At 35.5% G+C, this 21,819-nt stretch carries 29 protein-coding genes and 1 pseudogene; 12 read left to right on the top strand and 18 right to left on the bottom strand.

Annotation, left to right across the window (positions count from 1 at the left end; genetic code table 11):
- Positions 1-23 precede the first annotated feature (23 nt).
- The 9 genes from BN990_RS09020 to BN990_RS08980 all read right to left on the bottom strand — a co-directional run bounded on the left by BN990_RS09020 (position 24) and on the right by BN990_RS08980 (position 5,753).
- A complete protein-coding gene (locus BN990_RS09020) occupies positions 24-632 on the bottom strand; it encodes a helix-hairpin-helix domain-containing protein (protein ID WP_021291052.1) in 609 nt (202 codons plus the stop codon).
- A 110-nt stretch (positions 633-742) separates the two neighbouring features.
- Positions 743-1,495, bottom strand: coding sequence for a class I SAM-dependent DNA methyltransferase (locus BN990_RS09015; RefSeq protein ID WP_021291051.1), 753 nt, complete (start codon positions 1,493-1,495; stop codon positions 743-745).
- Between the two features lie 5 nt (positions 1,496-1,500).
- Positions 1,501-1,854, bottom strand: coding sequence for a ribosome silencing factor (rsfS, locus tag BN990_RS09010; RefSeq protein ID WP_021291050.1), 354 nt, complete (start codon positions 1,852-1,854; stop codon positions 1,501-1,503).
- A gap of 5 nt (positions 1,855-1,859) precedes the next feature.
- Complete coding sequence (yqeK, locus tag BN990_RS09005; protein WP_038243688.1) at positions 1,860-2,429, bottom strand: bis(5'-nucleosyl)-tetraphosphatase (symmetrical) YqeK; 570 nt, start codon at positions 2,427-2,429, stop codon at positions 1,860-1,862.
- On the bottom strand, positions 2,419-2,985 hold the full coding sequence (locus BN990_RS09000; RefSeq protein ID WP_021291048.1) for a nicotinate-nucleotide adenylyltransferase: 567 nt from the start codon (positions 2,983-2,985) through the stop codon (positions 2,419-2,421). The genes yqeK and BN990_RS09000 overlap by 11 nt, the downstream gene beginning before the upstream one ends.
- 8 nt (positions 2,986-2,993) lie before the next feature.
- The gene (yhbY, locus tag BN990_RS08995; protein WP_038243672.1) at positions 2,994-3,284 is read right to left on the bottom strand and encodes a ribosome assembly RNA-binding protein YhbY; all 291 of its coding nucleotides are present in this window, start codon (positions 3,282-3,284) and stop codon (positions 2,994-2,996) included.
- Position 3,285: 1 nt separating this feature from the next.
- The gene (gene aroE / locus BN990_RS08990; protein ID WP_021291046.1) at positions 3,286-4,122 is read right to left on the bottom strand and encodes a shikimate dehydrogenase; all 837 of its coding nucleotides are present in this window, start codon (positions 4,120-4,122) and stop codon (positions 3,286-3,288) included.
- 12 nt (positions 4,123-4,134) lie between these two features.
- A complete protein-coding gene (gene yqeH, locus BN990_RS08985) occupies positions 4,135-5,235 on the bottom strand; it encodes a ribosome biogenesis GTPase YqeH (protein ID WP_038243669.1) in 1,101 nt (366 codons plus the stop codon).
- A gap of 2 nt (positions 5,236-5,237) precedes the next feature.
- Entirely contained in the window at positions 5,238-5,753 is a 516-nt protein-coding gene (locus BN990_RS08980) for a YqeG family HAD IIIA-type phosphatase (RefSeq protein ID WP_021291044.1), read from the bottom strand.
- A 543-nt stretch (positions 5,754-6,296) separates the two neighbouring features.
- Here BN990_RS08980 and sda point away from each other — a divergent pair.
- From sda to BN990_RS08935, 9 genes and pseudogenes are all read left to right on the top strand, one after another.
- Positions 6,297-6,443, top strand: a complete 147-nt coding sequence (gene sda, locus BN990_RS08975) for a sporulation histidine kinase inhibitor Sda (protein WP_021291043.1) — start codon at positions 6,297-6,299, stop codon at positions 6,441-6,443.
- 332 nt (positions 6,444-6,775) lie between these two features.
- On the top strand, positions 6,776-9,097 hold the full coding sequence (locus BN990_RS08970; protein ID WP_038243656.1) for a Na+/H+ antiporter subunit A: 2,322 nt from the start codon (positions 6,776-6,778) through the stop codon (positions 9,095-9,097).
- Positions 9,098-9,099: 2 nt separating this feature from the next.
- Entirely contained in the window at positions 9,100-9,438 is a 339-nt protein-coding gene (locus BN990_RS08965; RefSeq protein WP_021291041.1) for a Na(+)/H(+) antiporter subunit C, read from the top strand.
- Complete coding sequence (locus BN990_RS08960; RefSeq protein ID WP_021291040.1) at positions 9,431-10,912, top strand: Na+/H+ antiporter subunit D; 1,482 nt, start codon at positions 9,431-9,433, stop codon at positions 10,910-10,912. Before BN990_RS08965 ends, BN990_RS08960 begins: the two co-directional genes overlap by 8 nt.
- Positions 10,913-10,919: 7 nt before the next feature.
- Positions 10,920-11,396, top strand: a complete 477-nt coding sequence (locus BN990_RS08955) for a Na+/H+ antiporter subunit E (RefSeq protein ID WP_021291039.1) — start codon at positions 10,920-10,922, stop codon at positions 11,394-11,396.
- Positions 11,393-11,707, top strand: coding sequence for a Na(+)/H(+) antiporter subunit F1 (locus BN990_RS08950; RefSeq protein WP_021291038.1), 315 nt, complete (start codon positions 11,393-11,395; stop codon positions 11,705-11,707). The genes BN990_RS08955 and BN990_RS08950 overlap by 4 nt, the downstream gene beginning before the upstream one ends.
- Positions 11,688-12,062, top strand: a complete 375-nt coding sequence (gene mnhG / locus BN990_RS08945; RefSeq protein WP_021291037.1) for a monovalent cation/H(+) antiporter subunit G — start codon at positions 11,688-11,690, stop codon at positions 12,060-12,062. Before BN990_RS08950 ends, mnhG begins: the two co-directional genes overlap by 20 nt.
- A 101-nt stretch (positions 12,063-12,163) precedes the next feature.
- A complete protein-coding gene (locus BN990_RS08940; protein ID WP_038243653.1) occupies positions 12,164-13,648 on the top strand; it encodes a UDP-N-acetylmuramoyl-L-alanyl-D-glutamate--2,6-diaminopimelate ligase in 1,485 nt (494 codons plus the stop codon).
- Positions 13,649-13,774: 126 nt separating this feature from the next.
- Positions 13,775-14,128 (top strand): annotated as a pseudogene (locus tag BN990_RS08935) (sigma-70 family RNA polymerase sigma factor); the annotation flags it as partial.
- 5 nt (positions 14,129-14,133) lie between these two features.
- Here BN990_RS08935 and BN990_RS08930 read toward each other — a convergent pair.
- From BN990_RS08930 to BN990_RS08915, 4 genes are all read right to left on the bottom strand, one after another.
- Complete coding sequence (locus BN990_RS08930) at positions 14,134-15,621, bottom strand: recombinase family protein (protein ID WP_038243652.1); 1,488 nt, start codon at positions 15,619-15,621, stop codon at positions 14,134-14,136.
- A 323-nt stretch (positions 15,622-15,944) separates the two neighbouring features.
- Positions 15,945-16,619, bottom strand: a complete 675-nt coding sequence (locus tag BN990_RS08925) for a hypothetical protein (RefSeq protein WP_038243650.1) — start codon at positions 16,617-16,619, stop codon at positions 15,945-15,947.
- Positions 16,620-16,703: 84 nt separating this feature from the next.
- Positions 16,704-17,294 (bottom strand): replication-relaxation family protein, encoded by a 591-nt coding sequence (locus BN990_RS08920; protein WP_038243648.1) that lies wholly within the window; start codon positions 17,292-17,294, stop codon positions 16,704-16,706.
- Entirely contained in the window at positions 17,236-18,372 is a 1,137-nt protein-coding gene (locus BN990_RS08915) for an FtsK/SpoIIIE domain-containing protein (RefSeq protein ID WP_038243645.1), read from the bottom strand. Before BN990_RS08915 ends, BN990_RS08920 begins: the two co-directional genes overlap by 59 nt.
- Positions 18,373-18,671: 299 nt before the next feature.
- On the opposite strand from BN990_RS08915, the gene BN990_RS08910 reads away from it, so the two are divergent.
- Genes BN990_RS08910 through BN990_RS08900 form a run of 3 tightly spaced genes read left to right on the top strand, consistent with a single transcriptional unit; the run spans position 18,672 to position 19,660 of the window.
- The gene (locus BN990_RS08910) at positions 18,672-18,893 is read left to right on the top strand and encodes a helix-turn-helix transcriptional regulator (protein WP_051739163.1); all 222 of its coding nucleotides are present in this window, start codon (positions 18,672-18,674) and stop codon (positions 18,891-18,893) included.
- Complete coding sequence (locus tag BN990_RS08905; RefSeq protein WP_038243632.1) at positions 18,884-19,225, top strand: helix-turn-helix domain-containing protein; 342 nt, start codon at positions 18,884-18,886, stop codon at positions 19,223-19,225. The genes BN990_RS08910 and BN990_RS08905 overlap by 10 nt, the downstream gene beginning before the upstream one ends.
- Positions 19,226-19,264: 39 nt before the next feature.
- The gene (locus tag BN990_RS08900) at positions 19,265-19,660 is read left to right on the top strand and encodes a hypothetical protein (protein WP_038243619.1); all 396 of its coding nucleotides are present in this window, start codon (positions 19,265-19,267) and stop codon (positions 19,658-19,660) included.
- A 21-nt stretch (positions 19,661-19,681) separates the two neighbouring features.
- Here the strand turns inward: BN990_RS08900 and BN990_RS23375 are convergent, their stop codons facing one another.
- From BN990_RS23375 to BN990_RS08880, 5 genes are all read right to left on the bottom strand, one after another.
- The gene (locus BN990_RS23375; RefSeq protein WP_051739069.1) at positions 19,682-20,629 is read right to left on the bottom strand and encodes an N-acetylmuramoyl-L-alanine amidase; all 948 of its coding nucleotides are present in this window, start codon (positions 20,627-20,629) and stop codon (positions 19,682-19,684) included.
- A complete protein-coding gene (locus tag BN990_RS08890; RefSeq protein WP_038243617.1) occupies positions 20,629-20,916 on the bottom strand; it encodes a phage holin family protein in 288 nt (95 codons plus the stop codon). Before BN990_RS08890 ends, BN990_RS23375 begins: the two co-directional genes overlap by 1 nt.
- A gap of 14 nt (positions 20,917-20,930) precedes the next feature.
- A complete protein-coding gene (locus BN990_RS08885) occupies positions 20,931-21,269 on the bottom strand; it encodes a hypothetical protein (protein WP_038243614.1) in 339 nt (112 codons plus the stop codon).
- Between the two features lie 139 nt (positions 21,270-21,408).
- Positions 21,409-21,567: a hypothetical protein gene (locus BN990_RS22565; protein WP_158295232.1), complete on the bottom strand. Its 159-nt coding sequence runs from the start codon at positions 21,565-21,567 to the stop codon at positions 21,409-21,411.
- A gap of 60 nt (positions 21,568-21,627) precedes the next feature.
- The gene (locus BN990_RS08880) at positions 21,628-21,819 is read right to left on the bottom strand and encodes a hypothetical protein (RefSeq protein WP_038243611.1); all 192 of its coding nucleotides are present in this window, start codon (positions 21,817-21,819) and stop codon (positions 21,628-21,630) included.

The raw sequence follows: 21,819 nt of genomic DNA, 5'->3' as shown, positions 1-21,819 counted from the left end.
CCCCTTTTTAAGTTGATACATTATTACGGAACTTGAATATCTTCTTGAAATGCTTCAAGCGTTTTTTCACCGATTCCTGAAACATTCAATAAGTCCTCTACACTTTTAAACAGTCCATTTTCTTCTCGATATTGTACGATTGCTTCTGCTTTTGTTGGACCGATACCATTTAATGCTTCAATTTCTTCCAAAGTTGCTTGATTAAGATGAAGCTTATCCTTTTCGTTTACGGATAAGGTTTGGGCTTCAGTATCTCCCTCTTTAACTACAGAAATAACCATTTCATCTTGAATTCGCTGTGCTAAATTAACTTGCGTTTGATCCGCTTCTTCTGTAAAACCACCAGCTATTTCAATAGCATTAATCACACGATCTTCTTCTTCCATTTCATAAACTCCTGGTTTATTCACTTCACCTTTAACATCAACCACCATTTGCTGATCATCTATTAGCGCTTCATTGGATGTTGCTTTGTCTGACAATGGATCATCTGGATCTTTCGGTTCATTCTTATCTATTATTTGTGTCTCATCTTCGTTGTTACTTCTATCGCTCATTACAATCAGTAATATAATAATAGTGATAGGGATTCCGATTAAGAAGAGAATTTTTTTAATACGATCGAAGTACAAGGGTTCACCTCCTTTGTTCGGGGAAAAGGTGAGGAAAGATATTTACCTATACATTCTTCGACAAACACACTTCTAATCCCTTTTTACGAGAAAGTCCTCAGAAGACATAATTATTCTGAGGATTTCTCGACTGAAAAGAAAATTCTTGCAGTATTTTTCGTTATATTATCTTCTTTTACCGAAAAATCTCCGTAGACTTTTATATTTTTAAAACCAGCATCCATTAATAAATTTTTATAAAAATCAATAGAAAATGTTCGCTGATAATGATCCTCGTCAAAGCGAGAATAACTGATACCATCATCATTCGTCATAAAAAAAGTAAGCTCATGATGCATTTCTCCAGGCTGCTCTCCCTCATTACAAAACCAAATATAAGATGCTTCGTCATTAACTTCAGCAAATGTTTCGTTGATATAATGATTTGTTATAAATGAAATAGCATGAATATCAAACAAAAATAAACCAGCTGGTTTCAAAGCATGATAAATACGCTTAAATGTATCCCTTAATTCTGATTCCGTAGTTATATAATTAATAACATCACAGTAACTAATCACTAAATCTTGATATTGCAACCCATCAAGATGGCGTAAATCCTGACATATCCATTGAATCGGAAGTTTTTCTTTGCTACTTTTATGCTCAGCGTACGTAAGCATATCAACTGCATAGTCAACTCCAGTTACTTGATAGCCTTTTTTTGCTAGCTTAATGGCAACTTCTCCTGTACCACATCCTAAATCTGCTATCTGCTGGATGTTTCTTCCCTGAATTAGATTTTCTGTAAATTGTATCCACTGATCATATGGTGCATCCTTCATCAAGATATCATATACATTTGCCATTCGTTTGTAGACCATCGATATCAATCCTGTTCCAATTGAATAGAGACCTGGGAAGCGTCTCCCCAAAGACGTTCTAGATTGTAATAATGACGTTCATCTTTATGGAAAATGTGACAAACGACATCTCCAATATCAACTAATATCCACCTAGCTTGTTCAAATCCCTCTAATCGTTTTAAAGATATATCATGTTCGTCCATTTTATCTTTAATCCCTCTTGCAATAGCTTGGACTTGTCGCTCATTATTACCATGGCAAATTAAAAAGTAATCTGCCACTAAAGATACATCATTCATATCCAAGGCAATGATATCCTCTGCACGCTTATCATCACAAGCTTCCGCAACAAGTTGAATAATATTTTTATTTTCCATTAGTGCTAACCTCCGTAGACCCTTCTAGTTAAATCATTATACGTATGAAATGTATCCGGGTAGATTGTAGCTTGTTTCGACATTAAATACCTAATTGTATTCTGCGATGCCATTAGGCAGGCATGTTCTAGATCTTGTTTAGATGTTTTCCTTACTTCATCCACTCCCGGAAATTTCCTTCCTGGTTCAATGTAATCAGCTAAAAAAATGATCATTTCTAGTTTACTCATTTTTGCTCTTCCAGTTGTATGGTAATGAATAGCATTACGAATTTCCAAGTCTTCCACTCCAAAATCACGTTCTACCATTAGCGCTCCCACTGGTCCATGCCACAATTCATGATGAAAATCGAGTAATGTATTGGGCAAATCAGATGTTTCGATCCAACTTGCCAATTCCTCCTTCGAGCGATATTTTGCATAATCATGTAAAATACCTGCAAGTTGAGCTTTTTCCTTTGATGCATCAAAGCGTATAGCTAATTGAATTGCCGTCTCTGCCACACGTAATGTATGCTCATACCGTTCTATTGTTAAATGAGGTTCTACTTTCTCCTTTATTAGATCAATGTTCATATAATTGATGCTCCTTCATATAGTTATATACGGATGGAAGAAGGAAGTAGTGTACCGATCTGTTTTGTCTCATACGATCTCGCAAGAAAGTCGAAGAAATCTCCATTAATGGAATATCCACTACAGTAATGGGATAAGGAGTTTCTATTGAATAATTCGGCCTTTGTACTCCAACAAATTCAATTAACTGTATAAGCTCCTCTATTCGATGCCATTTTGGCAAATATTCAATCATGTCTCCACCTATAATAAAATAAAATGTCGTATCCGTATGTTGTTCCTGTAAATCCTTTATTGTTTGAATCGTATACGATTTACCGCTTCGCTCCAGTTCGATTGTATTCACTTTAAAAAAAGGATTGTCTTGGATTGCGCGCTTAACCATATTTAAGCGATCACGAGCACTCGTTTTTGTTTGGGCTTTATGAGGTGGTGTATAGGAAGGAATAAACCACACTTCATCTAACTGCAATGCTATCCTTACTTCTTCTGCTATAATTAAATGTCCCATGTGTGGTGGGTCAAACGTTCCACCTAAAATACCAATATGTTTCATCGTGTCACCTACAGCAGATGAATTTGCTTATTTTCTTCAGATTCCTTATACAAGACAATATTATTGCCAATAATTTGCACGACTTCGGCTCCTGTACCTTCTGCTAATAAACGCGCAACAGTATCTTTATCTTCCATACAATTTTGTAATATACTGACCTTAAGTAACTCACGCTTTTCTAAGGCATCTATAATTTGTTCGATCATATTTTGGTTTACACCAATTTTACCTACTTGAAAAATTGGTTTCAGTTGATTTGCTTTTGCACGTAAAAAACGTTTTTGTTTTCCTGATAACATATTATCTTCCTTCCAATATACGTTGTAATTCCTCATCCATTCCGATTACAGACGGCTTTATACCTGTCCATATTTCAAATGCATATTGCGCCTGATAGAGCAACATTGTATGACCGTAATGGATAGAGAGTCCATTATCTTCAGCTTGCTGTAAAAAAGTAGTCTTAATTGGCTGATAAACAATATCACTAGCTATGACTGAATGTAAGTCCTTCAAATCGATAATTGACTGTTCAATCGATGGCTTCATTCCAACAGATGTTGTTTGTATCAGAACATCATATTCTTGAAGTTTTTCCTTTGCATCACTGAACGTTAAAGCAGCAGCATTTTGCGGGCTGATCTCTATAATCGAGTCAGCATTTTGTAATGTACGATTAGCAATATCTATTTTTGCAAACCCCGCATGTTTTAATGCCACAAATATTCCGCGAGCAGCTCCACCTGCACCAAGAATGAGCGCGCGTTTTTTAGCCTTAGCGAACCACTCTGGGTATTTAGACTGTAAGGATCGGACATAACCAATCCCATCGGTATTATAGCCTTTCCATTTGCCATCAATATTCACCACTGTATTCACAGCACCTATGGTCCATGCAGTAGGGTCTATTTCATCAAGAAAGGGAATAATCGCTTGTTTATAAGGTACCGTTACGTTAAATCCATCTAATCGCTCTTTTTTTAACTGAATTAGCTTGTCTTCAAATGGTTCAGTAGGCAAAATTTCAACTTTTTCATACGATCCATTACTTCTTGTTTTCTCCATAAACCTTTTATGTATCCAAGGTGATAAAGAATGTTGAATTGGATAACCAATTAGACCAAATCGGTAGTTCAAAACTTCCCCCTCCTAATTAAATGAATTCCTTATTGAAACAGCTACTCCTTCTGGGCTATGCGCAGCCACTGTTGCACCGTCTCCCATGATACTAACCCATCCGAGACCAGGAAACACGATATCTTGTTTATCTTGTGTAACCTTAAAATTATTTACAGTTAGTTTTGGGAGTTTTTGCAATGATTCCTTATTTGGGGGTGACAAAAGTTCACCAATATGATTTTCATATAATTCATCTGCTTTTTCAAGTTTCGTACGATGGATTGGCAACTGATTTGAAAAATAACAAACAAAGGATTGCCGAGGACCTTTTACAAAATCCAACCTAGCTAAGCCACCAAAATACAACGTTTGTCCTTCATTCAATTGGTACGTTCGTGGCTTAATTTCTTTGTTCGGTGTAATAAGTTTTAAATCAGCTGATGAAATGTAATGAGCGATCTGTTGTTTGTTTACAATCCCCGGTGTATCTATTAAGGAGGACGTTTCATCTAAAGGGATTTCAATAAAACCTAGTGTCGTGCCAGGAAAGTAAGATGTTGTAATTACTTCACTGAACCCCGTAGATTGTTTAATAAGGCGATTAATAAAGGTTGATTTCCCAACATTTGTCGTACCTACTATATATACATTTTTCTCATCACGAAATGATTCTATTTGCTCGGTTAATTCCTCCATCCCTTGCCCTTTTGTAGAAGAAATCAAACAAACGTCCTTTACTTTTATTCCAACTGCTTTCGCTTGAGAGCGAAGCCATTGTGTAAGTTTTCTTTTATTCACCGAATTCGGTAATAAATCCATTTTATTTCCTACTAATAGCACCGGATTATCTCCTACAATTCGTGGCAGGCTGCTAATTAAACTCCCATTTACATCAAAAATATCTATAACATGGACAACCAGCCCCTTTTTTTCTCTTATCTGACTTACCATTTTCAAAAAATCATCATCCGTAATAGATACATCCTGTATTTCATTATAATGTTTTAGGCGAAAACATCGTTGACATAAAACATCTTCTTTATTTAACGAGGATGGTGGTGTGTATCCAGGCTGATCTTTATCGGTAGATTGAATTTTTGCACCACAACCTTGACAGTATAAATTCTCCATCTTTAATCCTCCCAGCTAATTTTTCCTTTTTTACGCATATAAGACAATATACGTCGTTCTATCCTGCGATTAAATTGCGTAATTTTACCATCCGTTTGGACAATCGGAACAACTAAGATGGTATAAAAACCTGCGAAATTGCCACCTAAAACATCCGTTAATAATTGATCACCAATGACAACAATTTCTTCATTTTTTAAGTCCATTTTCTCTGCCGTTGTTTTAAATGCTTTACTTAATGGTTTTCTTGCGCTAAATACAAATGGAGTATCCAATGGTTCCGAGAATACTTTTACTCGCTCTTGGTTATTATTGGATATGATCGTTACTTTAATTCCATGTTCTCTCATAAGTTTAAACCATTGAATAACTTCAGAAGTTGCTTCTTTTACATCCCAAGCAACTAATGTATTATCTAAATCCGTAATGATACCTTTAATCCCCTTGTCTTTTAGAACAGCAGGGTGAATATCAAAGATACTTTTTACATGTTCGTTCGGAAGAAAATAATTTAACACACTGACACCTCATTATCACTCTATCTACTAACAGTAAACCTAAGTCTCTATTATAACCATATCCTATACCATCTTTCTAGAATTATAAAGCGAAACTTCATTCCATTTGCTTTTTTTGGAATGATAGTTGAGCCAATCGGACACTTACTGGCAGTCCCACCCTCTTCCCTGTTTCCGTTGCAGAAGGATTACTACTGCTAGTTACATGCGGGGGAAAGCGAAACTTTGTCGATAAAAGAAAACTTCATTGCCAAATAATAAATGAAAGGAACAAATGATTTGTCAATCCTACTTGAAGTATGTAATTTAACCCGAAAATATGCATAAATCGTTCGACAAATACCTTCATTTTTTGCATTGTGGATAACTTTATTAACAATTTTCGAGTTGATTTAATCATGTTTAAGGGAGATTTAAACTTTTTGTACACAAGTTATCTACACCCTCATGTAGATAACTTGCACCTTGTCCTGCCTGTTAGATCATGGTAAATTATTATTAACTTAATTGCAGAAGATTCCCACTTTTAGGAGGGCTGTATTTATGGAGCATTTGTCCGACGAATTATTACTTGAATCCTATTTTACAGCAAATGAATTAAATTTAAGCCCTGATTTTCTATCCCTGATAGAAGAAGAAATTCATAGAAGACGTTTATCGCATAAAATAAAAAACACAAAATCAGGTTAAAAAATTTTAGATGTATTATAAATATGTAGAAACACGAAAACCCTTTAAGATTTTATGAATCCTAAGGGTTTTTTATTTTTATTGGTAATTTATTGTGTTAAACTATTTCTTGGATAATTGATACATAATGGCAGTGTTAAAACCATTCATATCAAGCAATTTCCCTACTTTAATAAACGAGTAGTTTGAATCAACATCAGCCCTAGCATTTTACATTTTCCCCGATGGATAACGTACCACATTTTTATCGTTCTCTAATTTCTGTAATGGAATATACAATTACGTACAAAATAACAACAGCGATGATTTTAATGAAGGAGGAGTCCCATTCGATGATTTTTGCAGTACTTGTTCCACTTCTTATTGCATGCTTTATCCCTGCATTAAGTAAACTCAAAGAAAAGATACATACAGGCATTTTTGTCTTCTTTGTTCCTTTTATTATATTTCTCTATTTTGTTCAATTTGTAGGAAGTGATTTCAGTCCAATTCTTGAACAATATAGCTGGATACCCTCTTTGGGCATAAATTTTGATTTTTATTTGGATGGTCTAAGCTTGTTGTTTGTTTTATTAATTAGTGGAATCGGTACGTTAGTTGTACTTTATTCCATTTATTATTTAGATAAATCTGAAAGATTAGGACATTTTTATGTTTATCTTCTTATGTTTATGAGTGCGATGTTAGGGGTCGTTTTATCCGATAATCTCTTTGTACTATATACATTTTGGGAATTAACTTCCATATCTTCCTTCTTATTGATCGGTTATTGGCATTTTAAAGAGCGCTCACGTTATGGCGCATTAAAGTCAATGTTAATTACCGTTCTTGGCGGATTAAGTATGCTAGGTGGCTTTATTCTATTATATGTGGTTACAGGTACAACTAGTATCCAGCAGATGATAAATCAAGTTGATGTGATTCTAAGCAGTAATTATTTGCCACTAATATTGGGATTTATCTTATTAGGAGCGTTTACAAAATCAGCCCAATTCCCATTTCATATTTGGCTACCCGATGCAATGGAGGCTCCCACGCCAGTAAGTGCATACCTCCACTCAGCAACGATGGTAAAGGCAGGTATCTTTTTAGTTGCTAGATTCTCTCCTATTTTCTCTAGTTACGAATGGTTCTTTATTATCGTAAGTGTAGCTGGGATAATCACCCTATGTTGGGGATCTTATATGTCAGTAAGACAAACAGATCTAAAAGCTATTCTTGCATTCTCCACTATCAGTCAACTTGGAATGATAATGGCAATGCTTGGATTTGGAACAACAGCCGCTGTGTTTGCAGCTGTCTTCCATATATTAAATCACGCAACTTTCAAAGGTAGTCTATTTATGGTTGCTGGAATCGTCGATCACGAAACGGGTACAAGGGATATTCGCAAACTTGGTGGACTAGCCACTTTTATGCCAATAACTGCAACTTTGGCTATATTTGCTACCTTCTCAATGGCAGGTGTACCTTTACCGTTTTTAAATGGATTTTATAGCAAAGAACTCTTCTTTGAAGCAAGTATTCATTTAGAAGACCCAGGTTTCTGGTCTCAAGCGATTCCATATTTGGCAGTGCTAGGGAGTATTTTTACATTTGTTTATTCCATGTACTTCTTCTTCGGTACATTTACCGGAAAAAAGAATTTAGGTCAGCTTCCTAAGAAACCACATGAAGCACCTTTTGGTATGCTTGTTTCACCTATTTTATTAGTACTTGGTGTAATCCTAATTGGATTGTTCCCAAATATGGTAAATGCGCCTTTCTTGCAGCATGCAGCTGAGGCAATTAATAGTAACGCAGAGTTTCATAAAGTGAAGTTTTGGCATGGTTGGAATTCACCTGCTCTATGGATGTCATTAATTGTAGTCGCATTAGGTGCCACCCTTTTCTTAACTAGAAGTAAATGGCAGGGAGTTTATCGCCTTCTGCCTGGAAAAGTTAGTTTTAATAAGGTTTACGATGCAATAGTTGCAAATGTAGATACCGTATCTCAGGCTATTACGAAGTATTACATGACAGGATCACTCAAGACATATATGTCATTAATATTAGGAACAACCCTAATCGTATCCTTTGTGTTTATGTTTATAAGTGATGGCTTTGCTATTAATACAAATCAGTTGGCAGATATATCATTTATTGAAATAGCAGTTGTTATGGTAATGATTGCAGCTGCAATTGGAACAATTTATATGAATCATAACGTAGCTGCTGTTCTTGTTTTAGGTGTCGTTGGATTCGGGGTAGCAATATTATTTGTTATTTATCGGGCTCCTGATATTGCCCTTACTCAGCTGGTTATCGAAACTGTCTCAGTTGCGCTTTTCTTATTATGTTTCTACCATCTTCCAAAGCTAAGAAAGTCCACGGATTCTGCCAAGACAAAAGCAATGAATGCAATTATCTCTATTGGCTTTGGTACTTTAATCACATTAGTTGCTATTTCAGCTCATAGCAGTAGATGGTTTGAATCTATCTCTGATTATTTTGTAGAAAACTCATATAAACTTGGTGGCGGAGACAATATTGTTAATGTAATTCTCGTAGACATGCGTGGACTAGATACGCTATTTGAAATTGCCGTTCTTGGTATAGCTGCGCTTGCTATCGTTGGCCTCATTAAAAATAAAAACAATAAGGGGGCAGAATAGATATGGAAATTATCACTTCTATTTTAGCAGGAGTGCTTTTTGCTACAGCTATCTACAATATTTTGCAAAAACAATTGCTACGAATTGTTATTGGTACAGCTTTGCTGTCCCACGGTGCACATATTCTTATTCTCACGATGGGAAGGTTAAAAACAGGACAGCCTCCTGTATTAACCGAAGGCATTTCCGATTATACGGATCCACTACCACAAGCATTAATTCTTACATCCATTGTAATTAGTTTCGGAGTCACCAGTCTCCTATTAGTTCTGGCCTATCGTACGACGAAAGAGAATAATACAGATAATATGGAACAATTAAGGGGTAACGAAAATGAGTAATTTAGCGGTATTACCAATCATCATTCCATTAATATCAGCAATCATTCTGATTTTCTTTAATCAAAAAGTCAGAGTATCCAGGGCACTAACCAAACTGTTTTCCTTAATCAGTTTAGCTACAGCTGGTTATATTACATGGCATGTTTTTGATAAAGGCACCATTGTAATGGAAACAGGCGATTGGATGGCTCCATATGGAATCATTCTAGTCATGGATGGCCTTGCAGCGGTATTGGTGCTAACAACGAACCTGATTGCAACAGCCTGTGCTTTCTATGCACCTCACGCCGAATTAGATAAAAGGGAGAATTTCTATTTTTATCCCTTTTTCTTTTTCTTAATTACTGGTGTGTCTGGGGCATTCACAACTGGTGATCTATTTAACCTTTTTGTATTCTTTGAAGTATTACTTATGGCTTCGTATGGCTTAATTGTGTTAGGCGGGGGCAAAGTACAGTTAAGAGAATCATTAAAATACTTACTCATTAACTTATTTTCTTCTATGCTGTTTGTTACAGCAATCGCTTTTCTATATTCCGTTGTAGGAACTGTAAATATGGCACAAATTGCCCAAAGAGTACAAGAGGTAGATCAACAAGGAATATTAACAACGATAGGGATATTACTGTTTTTTGTATTTGCTACCAAAGCTGCCCTATTTCCGTTATATTATTGGCTTCCTAAATCGTATATTGTACCGAACCCAGTTATATCGGCTTTATTCGGTGCATTATTAACAAAGGTAGGAATTTACTCGATTTTACGTGTATTCTCATTAATCTTTATCCATAAAACAGAGTTGACACATGAGATGTTTTTATGGATTGCTGGATTATCAATGATATTTGGTGTTATTGGTGCATTATCTACATCCAATATTAAATTAATCATTGCTTATAATATTATTCCAGCTATTGGGTTTATTATATTAGGCATTGGCTTATTAAATCCAGATGGAATAAGCGGTACTATCTATTATCTGATTAACGACATGATAATCAAGTCTGCCCTATTTTTACTCGTCGGAGTAATTGCATATGTTGCTGGAACCTCCGACTTACGTAAAATGGGAGGGCTTATTCACCATTATCCGATGCTAGGATGGCTCTTGTTTATTTCCGCGTTGGTTTTAGCTGGCCTGCCGCCATTCAGCGGATTTATTGGCAAGCTTCTTCTATTAAAAGGTGCATTTGAGCAGGGTGAAATAGCTATTGCCATTGTTGGCCTAATCACTAGTTTACTTATCCTTTACTCCGTTATAAAGATATTTATAAATGGGTTCTGGGGAGATAAAGAAACAATGGGTGACATACCAAAAAAATCTACAAAAGGGTTACTTGGTCCCATCGTTATTTTATTGGCAATTTCTGTACTGTTAGGTGTTGGAGCAGAATTCTTCTATCCGAGTATCGAGTCAATTTCTACTTACCTGCTTGATCCGGAAATCTACATTGATTCTGTGTTAAAGGAGTAGTTGTTAAATGGCCTTTCAGATTGTAATTAACTTAATTATTGCATTCATGTGGATGTTTTTAAGTGAATCGTATTCTGTTCCAAGCTTTATCGCTGGATATCTGTGGGGAATTCTTCTCTTATTCCTATTGAGACGATTTGTCCCAGACACGTTTTATTTACGACGTGTTATAAAAATTGTGCGATTAATCCTGCTCTTTATCAAGGAACTATTCTCCTCAAATATGGATATTGTGAAGTTAGTTTATACACCAAAGCCAGATGTTGAGCCTGGTATCTTTGAACTTCCAACCGAGCTTAAAAGTAACTGGGAAATTACCTTATTAGCTAATCTAATTTCGCTAACACCGGGAACGCTATCTGTAGCAGTTTCTCGTGATAATACAAAACTATTCATTCACGCCATGCATATTGACGACAGTGATGCTTCCATATTATCGATCAAGAATACTTTCGAAAAAGCAATTATGGAGGTGACACGATGACAGATAATATTTTAGCTGCAACAGAAGATTTACTATCTGTTGTTGTAATCGTTTGTTTTATAGGTGTTGCTATTTCATTAGCATTCTTATTGTATCGAGTGATTGCTGGCCCGACTCAACCAGATCGGGCAGTGGCTCTTGACGCAATCGGAATTAATTTAATGGGGCTGGCAGGTTTATTGGCAATACACATTGTTACGACAAAACTGAACGATGTCATTTTATTAATTGGAATCCTAGCATTTCTCTCAACGCTTGCAATTGCAAAATATCTAGAAAAGGGTGTTATCATTGATAGAGACTTGGATTAGCATCATTTTAAATATACTTGTAATTGTATTTATTCTTGGTGGAACATTCTTTATTTTATCGGCATCTATCGGGATTGTTCGATTCCCAGATGTTTATACGAGATTACATGCCGCTACAAAGGCATCGACATTAGGAATTGCATGTATTCTTATTGGAGCTTTTCTTTATCTCTATTTAGCACACGGTATTGTTAGTGGTAAATTACTTTTAGCTATCGTATTTATTCTTTTAACAGCTCCCGTTTCAGCTCATATGATTGGCAGAGCTGCGCATGCTTATGGAGTAAAACCACATCTTAAAAATCGCAGAGATGCTTATCAGGATGCAATCAATGAATATACAGAGAATCAATAACAAAAGAAGTGACCGTCTCCCGACAGTCACTTCTTTTTCATAAATATTTATTTTCTACTCGGATAAAATATAGTTACTTTAAAGGATGAGAGGATACAATCATGAAAACACTGGAATTACTGGAAAGTCTCCATTTAAAGCAAATTTACGGACATCTACCGGAATGCGTTAATTCGATACATCAAGATTCTAGGGAAGTTACCAACAATTCCTTATTTATTTGTATTTCTGGTCATAAGCAGGATGGTCATGATTACTACCATGATGCAATAAATAACGGAGCTAATATTATTGTCGCTGAGAAGCAGTTAGAAATAGATTTTAACAAATCTGCATTCATCCTAGTTCCTGATACAAAAAGAGCAATGGCACAACTAATCAATAAATTCCACAATTACCCTTCTTCTCAAATGACACTATTCGGGGTCACTGGTACAAATGGTAAAACGACAGTTACAACCTTAATTCAAAAATTACTTCAACGATGCGGGATAAAATCAGCTTTAGCTGGTACAAACGGCTTTCAAGTCGATAACAAAAAGTACTATACCGAAAACACCACGAGCGATGTACTCACAAATCAAGCTTTACTAGCTCTATCACGTGATCAGCATGTAAGAAAGGTGGTTATGGAGGTATCTTCCCATGGCTTAGCCCAAGGACGTCTATGGGGAATTGACTATGATATCGCAGTTTTTACAAACCTTTCCCAAGACCATCTAGACTATCATCAAACGATGGAAGCATATGGCTATGTAAAAGGGCTTTTATTCGCGCAGCTAGGTAATGATATGTCCAAATCAAAATATGCCATTCTTAACCAGGACGACCCTTGGTCAGAAACATATAAGATGGCTACTTCAGCCGAAGTTATTACTTATGGCTTACACAAAAATGCTGATTTCAGAGCATTTGCCATAAACTATACAATCAATGAGACAACATTTACTTTAGAATATCCTGATCCTGAAGGCAGAGTTACTATCGCTATCAACTTATTAGGTGAGTTTAATGTTTATAACACATTAGCTGCTCTTGCTGCCCTATACGCAGATGGCAATGATATAAAAACGATGATCCATTTTTTACCTGAAATTTCTAATATAACCGGGAGAATGGAGAAATTAGTTGTAAATGCGCCAATTACGATGTATGTCGATTATGCTCATACGCCAGATGCCGTCGAAAAATGTATAAAAACAGTTGCTCCTTTTAAACAGAAACGCATCATTTTAGTAGTTGGTACTGGCGGTGAACGAGATCGAGAAAAGCGACCGTTGATGGCAAAAAAAGCTTCACATGCTGATGTTGTTATCTTGACAGTGAACGACCCAAGAACTGAAGCAAGCGACAGAATCATTCGAGATATGGAAAAGGGGATGCTACACGATGATTACCTACTCATATCCGATCGCAAACAAGCTATTGAACAAGCGATTCGAATTAGTGAGCCTGGAGATACCATTATTTTTGCAGGTAAAGGACAAGAAAATTATCAAATTATTGGTGAAACAAAACACCCACATAATGACGCACTTATCGCCACTGAATTTGCCAATTCTAAATTCCAACGTAACACGGATTAAAGTACAGGGCTTTATTTATTGTTAAGAGCATAAATTTTTAAAGGACAGACACTTTCTACCTCCTCCGTACATAACAATAAGGTATAGGTGATGGCCCAGACCGTAATATGGAGGAGGAGGATATATTTGTCCGGCATTTTAAGTGCCTTAGCACTTCTTATTAAAGAAGCAATGTTCTTTGTTTCCTATGTTAAAAATCACGCTTTCCCTCAACCCTTACCACCAGAAGAAGAAATAGAATATATTAAACAAATGCAGGACGGAAGTGAAACAGCAAGAAATAAACTAATCGAACATAATCTCCGATTAGTGGCACATATTGTTAAAAAGTTTGAAAATACAGGAGAAGATGCAGAAGACCTTATTTCAATTGGCACAATTGGTTTGATTAAAGGAGTTGAAAGTTATTCCACTGATAAAGGAACAAAACTTGCAACTTATGCAGCTCGTTGTATTGAAAACGAAATACTTATGTCATTACCTAGCTAGAAGTAGTTAATGTTTATTTTCTCTTTCCCTTCTACGATAACTTCCTTTACTAACACTCGTATTAAGGACTTTTTTACATCAAAAGTTATTCTATCTTCTTTAGATATTAACTCATTTATAGTTTCTTTTATCGAATCTATATCACGATCATTTTTGTTTTTGTTGATTTCTTTTTCTACTTCCATTAATCTTTCTTCTGCCTTACGTTGTTTATCCTGTAGTTCCACTATTTCTTTTTTTAATTCTTCTTCATCCAAATCATCGCTAATGGCAAATAAGGAATATAACTTCTTCCTTCCTTTTTCTGCTTTTTTAATATCCTCTTTTAATTTTTCAGCTTGTTTTAATTCCATAGATACGTCCTTAGTGTTGTCGTATTTAAATAATAATTCTGGATTATACACAAATTGCTCTACGTCTTTCCAGACTTCTTCATCTAATTTCTCCATCTTAATGTCCAACACGCAACCAGGATGTTTTGCACCTGCATGGCTTTTTCTATCTGTGTATATAAAATGTGGTTTCCCCCACCATGTTGTCTTTGTACCAACCATTGTGTTACCGCATGTACCACAACGTAGCAAACCACTTAATAAATATTGGTTAACTGCGGCCTTAGCGTATCTTCTTCTGGATTGTTTTAATAATTCCGCTGCTTCTTCATATTGTGTTCTTTCTATTATTTGAGGAATGTTTATAGGAATCCATTCCGACTTATCACGATGCCTCATTTTAATTTTATTGTCTGGATTATCTGTGTACTTGTTTCTTATCATACCTTCTGTGTTCCATTTGTTTTGGTAATAATCGCCTGTGTAGCTTTCATTCATAAGTATTTGTCGTACTACTTGTCTATGCCAAACATCTTTGCCTGTTTTAGTTTTAACACCTTTTGCGGTTAATTCCTTTGCTATGCTATTCATGCCTATTTGTTCTACTACAAATTTATGAAAAATCATCTTTACTACTGATGCTTCATGTTCATTAACAACGTACATAGCTTTTTCCTTGTCATAATCATAACCATACATTTTATGGTTTTTAACTATTTTTCCTTCTTGTGCTTTTCTTTTCCGACCACTACTCATACGTTCTGTTATCTTAGCTTTTTCGAATTCAGAAATCGCACCACGTAGAGAGTAAAATAATTTGCCTTCTGGACTGTCTGCATATTCGCCATTTATGTAAATTATGTCTACACCTTTACTGCGAAATTCATCATCTATGATTAATGCGTTCATTAGCTTACGGCTTAATCTATCTGGATCATAACAATATACTTTAGTGATACGATTCCCTTTCACATCTTCTCTAAGTTTAGTTAGTGCCGGGCGCTCTAAAAACTCCCCACTGTAGCCATCGTCTACATATTCTACAATTTCTTTAGTATTCGCCTTCCTTCGACATTCTTCTATCTGGTTTCTTAGACTGTAACCTTTGGTCGCTTGTTCTTCTGTTGAGACTCTCCCGTAGAGCGCTATCATTATTTATCACCTCTCGTAAATAATCATAGCACTTAAAAATTTGCTTGTCATCAGGAATCTTGTTTCTTGTGACATGCACCTAGCATCACCTCTTTATATATGCTATGCATCAAGGTTTGTCCATTATTAAGCTAAAAAAAGCGACTCATATTTCATGAATCACACATCCTTTCCACATACTAGCCCTTTCTGGTGTACACACAACTTCTAACCGTAATCCGAATTCCTTGTATCTCTGAATCCTTTCTAAATTAGCTTTCTTTTTCTGTTTACGATCCACCTCAAATTAAAATAAAAAAGAAGGGAATCACATCCCTTCTTTACTAAAATGAAAAGTTATACTCAAGTTTTCCCGAAAGCTCATCATATGAACCATTTTTGTGTACTGGACTAAAAATCAATCTCACATCATTTACATCCGAACTAGACATTAAGTATCCGCCAAGGTATTCCACCTCTACTCCTGCAAAAATATCATATACAAACTCTCGAGAAAGGAAGTCGTCGTTTCCGTCGACTTGTTCGCTTTTATCTGCTACAACATTTGTTAATCTGTGCCATGTTATATCATCATCGCTTGTGTTTTTGGCGTTATATTGAAGTTGAATGTAAGTGAAATCATTAGATATCTCTTCGTTAAAAAATTGTTCCAAAGAGACCTTCATTTCATCCGAAATATCAAACATTTTTATTAACTTAGCATCTATTACTTTTAATGATATTGGTCCGTGGTCTAATGTTTCATTTATTTCTTTCGTCTTTAAAAGTTCCACACTGTACAACCCTTCATTAACTACATCCCCGACTTCATTTAGTTCCTTATTATCTTTATCGCTACTTGTTTCTTCGACTTCCTGCTCGCTTTTTTCATCCCCTGTTTCACTTGTTTTATTTCCTTCTATTCCATTAGTGCTATCGTTTTCAGCGGACCCATTGTTGTTGCAAGCTACTAAGAACAAACATAAAGTGAACAATATAACTAAAACAACTTTCCTCATACTAAACTCCCCCTAATTTCTTTTTCTATATATTACCATACCATAAACACAGTACAAAAGTTTCATTATTTTTAGTTTCATGAATCAATAAATAATGTGTTTCAACCCTTTTTTAACACATTCATTAGCCAACTTTTCTTTACGTATATCAGATAATGAATACCATATTAGTGTAGGCGTGTGTTTGTAGTCTTGAAATATAGCCTTTGACAAACTCTTGTATTGTTTTATTTTTTCTATATTCGTTTGCATTTTTTGTCTATTATCTATCTCCACAAAATGAAATTCATTACCTTTACGAAAAATCGCATCTGGTATTATCTTCCGATCATCTCCCCATGTTATCGGTTGTTCTTCCTTCCAATTCTTAGGCATGTTCAGTTTTATATATAAGTCATTCCGCATGATTGTATGGGTTAGTCTATCTTTGCTTAAATCCCCTTTATGCGATCCTATGACACCCTTTCCTTTGTTACTGACATAGTATATTTTTTGTTCTGCTCTTATACTGCTAATGAGTTTATCTTTTTCCATTTCATGCAAGATCCTGTGAGCGTTTCTATCCCCTCCTAATTTTTCAATGACCTGCAACTGCTTTCTTGTTGCATAATTCAAATCATCCAAAGTGGACAGTATTTTTTCTTGTCTTCTGATCTTCCTTTGAACTTGGATCATTTTCATACCTCCCTATTCTTTCCCATATTTCCTTTTTGCTTATAAAAGGGGTTTGAACGATATAGTCGTCTACGGTCTTATAAATCGCCCTACCCTTGCATTCTAATTTTTCTGCTCCTGGTTGATCCACAGCTACACCAGATTGAACAGACGTAGCTAACCGGAACGAAACTCTAGCCAATGCATTAGCTTTTATTTGTGGATCAAGGATTTCTTTAGTTGGATACTGTGTACCGTAAATCATTTTATAACCGATTTGTCCAGCAACTCTGGCAATGTGATTTAATATTTGTTGGCATTTTTTCGTATACTCTTTATCTTCATCACTCATACTTTTATCAGGTTTAAGTTCTCCTGCTTCATCAATGATTATAAACTTCCTTGTTGGTATGTTGGCTTCTTTTGCATTTTCAGCATCGATCGACCTCAAATAATCCATATCTTTATCGATGCTTTTTTTAACTTTTTTAAGTGCATTGGCTGATTCTTTGTAATCTCCCGCAATAGCTTTAACCTGTTTTAAATTCCTGTACCGATTAAAAGCTAACCTCCCTTTCAAGTCTAAAATATAAAATTCTACACCGTTTGGATTGTTTTCTATTAGGTGAGTCATCAGCATACGTAAAAACACTGTTTTGCCCCATGTTGTTGAACCTGCTACGATCATGTGCGGAATATCATCGAAATCGTGATATACAGAGCCGTCATAAGTTTTCCCGATTGGTACAATCCATTTACCTTTAGACTCAAAAGAATCGTATGAGTAATTGTTATTTAGCTTAGAATGATATACCTTGATGTGAAGTTTCCCATTAGCAAACGACACTTTAACAGGTTTGTTTAATACCTTTTCAAGTACTTCTAATTTAGGATCGTCCACCAAACCATAAGGAACATGATACGTATAAAGTGTGTGGGTAGTGCTTTTATGTGTTTTGAATAACTTAGGTTCTTTATCCTTTACTACATACCCGATGTTTTGGAATGTATGTTGTATTTTTTCCTTCTCCGTTTTGTTCCACTTTTTCGCTGCGTAAATAATGAAAGCGGCCAAGCCTCCACCTATCACATAATCCATATTCTTTTCCACCTTCTTTCGTAGATTCATTCAATCTGCATTCATTTGCATATACCGATACCGTTATAACAAGACATTAAAAGGGGTAGACATGAGATAATAATAGTGTCATATACGAGCGAAACCAAGAAAAAATAAGCGAGTATTAGGGAAGTCTTGTATACATGTGTGAATGAGATTATACAAAAGAATATGCATATGAAGCTTGTTTTGATGACAAATTACTTTAAAAAATATTAAACTAATAATATAAAAGGGATTTGTGTTGCTTTTGTGGAAATGATTAAATGGTGATGAAAATGAAACTTAAAAGTAAAATTGGGTATTGGATTGATTTAAGAGGATATAAAAAGAAATGGATCGCAGAGCAATTGGGTGTTAGCCAAGTTGTGCTATCTAGATGGATTAATGACCAGTCGATACCCTCGCTAATTAACTGCTTTAAACTTTCCGATATATTAAGTTGCAAAGTAGATGATTTATACGAAAGAACACGTAAGGGGGATGAAAAATGGACTTAGATCAAGAAATTGGTAAAAGGTTAAGAGAATTAAGGGAAACAAAAGGTTTTACAACGCGTGAAGCAGGACGTAAAATCGGAGTAAGTAATTCATATGTTTCTAAAATAGAAAACGGGAGCATACCAAGTCTTTCAATTTTGCAAAAGCTATGTAATTTATATAGCGTTACAATTCCTTTTTTGCTTACCAACAAAGATGAAGCTGCTAAAAAGGTGAGCGACAATTGGTACGATTGTATAGAAAAACTAAAAGCCAATGATATTTCTCCAACACAAACTTTGAGTTATGTCGAAACCATGGTTAAAATAAAAGAATCTTTGAATCTTTCTTGATTTTCGTAAAATATACCAAACGTTCTTTGAGGTGATCTTATGAATGAGGAATTAAAACGGTTAGCACAGGATTTCATCATTCTTCCTTTTGCTGCGAAGATTTTCGAACAGGATAGAAAGCGCTTTGCAAAATTTAAGCAAGGTATCGTATATCAAAGTATGATTGATGCCGTCATAGAACGCATACAGAAAGACATGTCAGCCACAAAACAGAAATTATATACTAAGTATCACCTAGACATAAAACGAATTGGGAACACTACTTATCGCTGGAATAGCAGGGGTAATAGTGGTGTGATTGAATATTCTTCCGATGATTTAAAAGAAATGACTTCTCAAACGATGAAACGGTATATGAAAGGTACGGATTTTGAAGTAAAAGAAGGCTTCATAGATCAAGTGGATAAGCTTAAGAAAGAGAAAAACCCCCACTAATTATAGTGAGGGTTATTTTTATTATTCTACTCTAACGTATTTACTTGATGCGGTTACGTAATATACATGACCTTTACTGTTTTTGGCTTTGTATTGGTATCCATCACCAACTTTGAGTTTATCTACAATAGTCGGGAATCCATATCCTTTTTTAAGTTGTCCTACTACATATTTATCCGACCAACTAGGTTTGCTGTAAAAACGTAAGTTACCGTTATGCTTGGATTCAACGCGTTTACCGATATAATTAGCTTTTGGCTTTGATGGTTTACCCTTACGCATTTTATTAAGCAAAGCAATGTTCTGCGATGCCGTTCCTTTGTACCCTTTTATGCCATATTCAGCAGCATATTTTTTACGTGCGCTAAAGCTTGCATTCTTACCGATACTGTTTAGGTAATCAACAATCGAATTACCCTTATAATTACTAACTGTTTCTGATCCTACCTGTTGATTAGGTGCGTCAGCCGTCTTGCTACCGGTTGCCATGTTTTTAAAATCATTCCAAGAGATCCCGTCTTTTCCTGCTCTAAGTTGCGCTGGACAGTTTTTATTATAAAAATCATGATGTTGTTTAACTTTACTGATACCAAGATTATGCTTGTCCATTAAATGTCCAACTAATTCAGCAGCGTTTTGGACGGCTTTTCTGTAATCACCATCCCTGTTAATGCAGATTTCAATAGCTACTCCTGTTGTATTACCCGGGCCATTACTTCCATCTGTAGCATGCCAACATTGCACGCCATCTTCAAACGACTGTATAGCCTCCTTATCGTCAACTTGATAATGCCAACTAGCTTGTCTTGGATTGAGGTTTGTTTGTATATTAGCATGTGCTTGCGCGTTTGCCTTCGCGCTTGTATTTCCTGTTTGATGTACTACGATATAATTTACAGGATTACCATAACCATATGAACGCTTATTAACTACCGACTGGGAAACTAATTGTTTTTTTATTTTAACCATTATCGCACATCCTTTTTTGGTTTTTCGTATCCTTGCGCTCTAATCGAGTCTTTGATAACGCCCGCAGTTGTCGGATCATTAACAGCGTTATATACAGAAACAGCCACGCCAGATAGTACATAAGGATTTCTGACAGCATCAAATAAAACCTGTCCTAATTTCCCCCACGTATTTAATTCCTCATATGTGATCCCAAAATAAAGGGTTATAGGTGCTAATACTGATAATACTAATTGTGCTAAAAATACAGGGTTGCTAAAACGTACTTTCCAGTTAATGTTTTTCATTGTAATTCCTCCTTTTATTTAAGACCAAATGAAAATAATAAAAAGCCAGCGATTACTGTACCAATAATGGTAATGCCGACTTTCCAAACCGCGTTTTTATACTCTTTTAGTTGTTCTATATTACTTGCATCGATTTTCCCGTCTAATTCTTTTACTCCCGATTTAAGCTCGGACAAAGTTTCCATGATATGAGAAACACTTTGATTTGTAACCTGTTGAGTAGCTTTAACGTCATGCACTTCTTTTTCAACAGCATTTACTCTTTTCTTCAGCTCTCTTATATCCTCGACATTATGCTTGACGTTTTGTTCGATGAGTTTCACGCCAGTTGTCTCCTCTCCAACTTCCGACATACTCTCGACCCCCTACCATTGCGACATAATTTCGTATATAATATAAATAACCGCCTGTACATCTCGACCCGTACAGACGGCTAGGGGATAGTGTAGGCTATCCTTGTTTTTTCGCAAAAAAAGACTCTAAAAAGAGTCTTTACCCGCGCTGTTTGACGTACCCGAGACCATCACATTCTTCGCAATTTATGAATACGTCTTCTAATCCTGATCCATTACATTCTGGGCATTTAATACAATCTGTTGGCATTTCCACTTTCGAAAAAATACTAACAAATCCATTCACTAACTTTTTCATAAATGCACCACCCTTACCATAATTATACAATACTATTACTATTGTTACAATTATATTACATTAATGGTCACTATTCTTATCCATTTCTTCTATCTGTTGTTTTCGCAATTCTTCTAACTCCTTCGTTAACTCATCCTTTTCTTTTTGTAACTGCTGAGATACAGCCGCCTGGTAAGCTAATTTAACAGAGTAATCCTGAACTTGTTGTGATAAAGAATTTATTACAGTTTGAAATTCTATTTGTTGTTCCAT

It is taken from the genome of Virgibacillus salexigens (assembly GCF_000723585.1).
Taxonomy (GTDB): domain Bacteria; phylum Bacillota; class Bacilli; order Bacillales; family Amphibacillaceae; genus Virgibacillus; species Virgibacillus salexigens.
The sequence above is the reverse complement of the archived record's forward strand: the minus strand, read 5'-3'. Positions and strand labels throughout refer to the sequence as shown.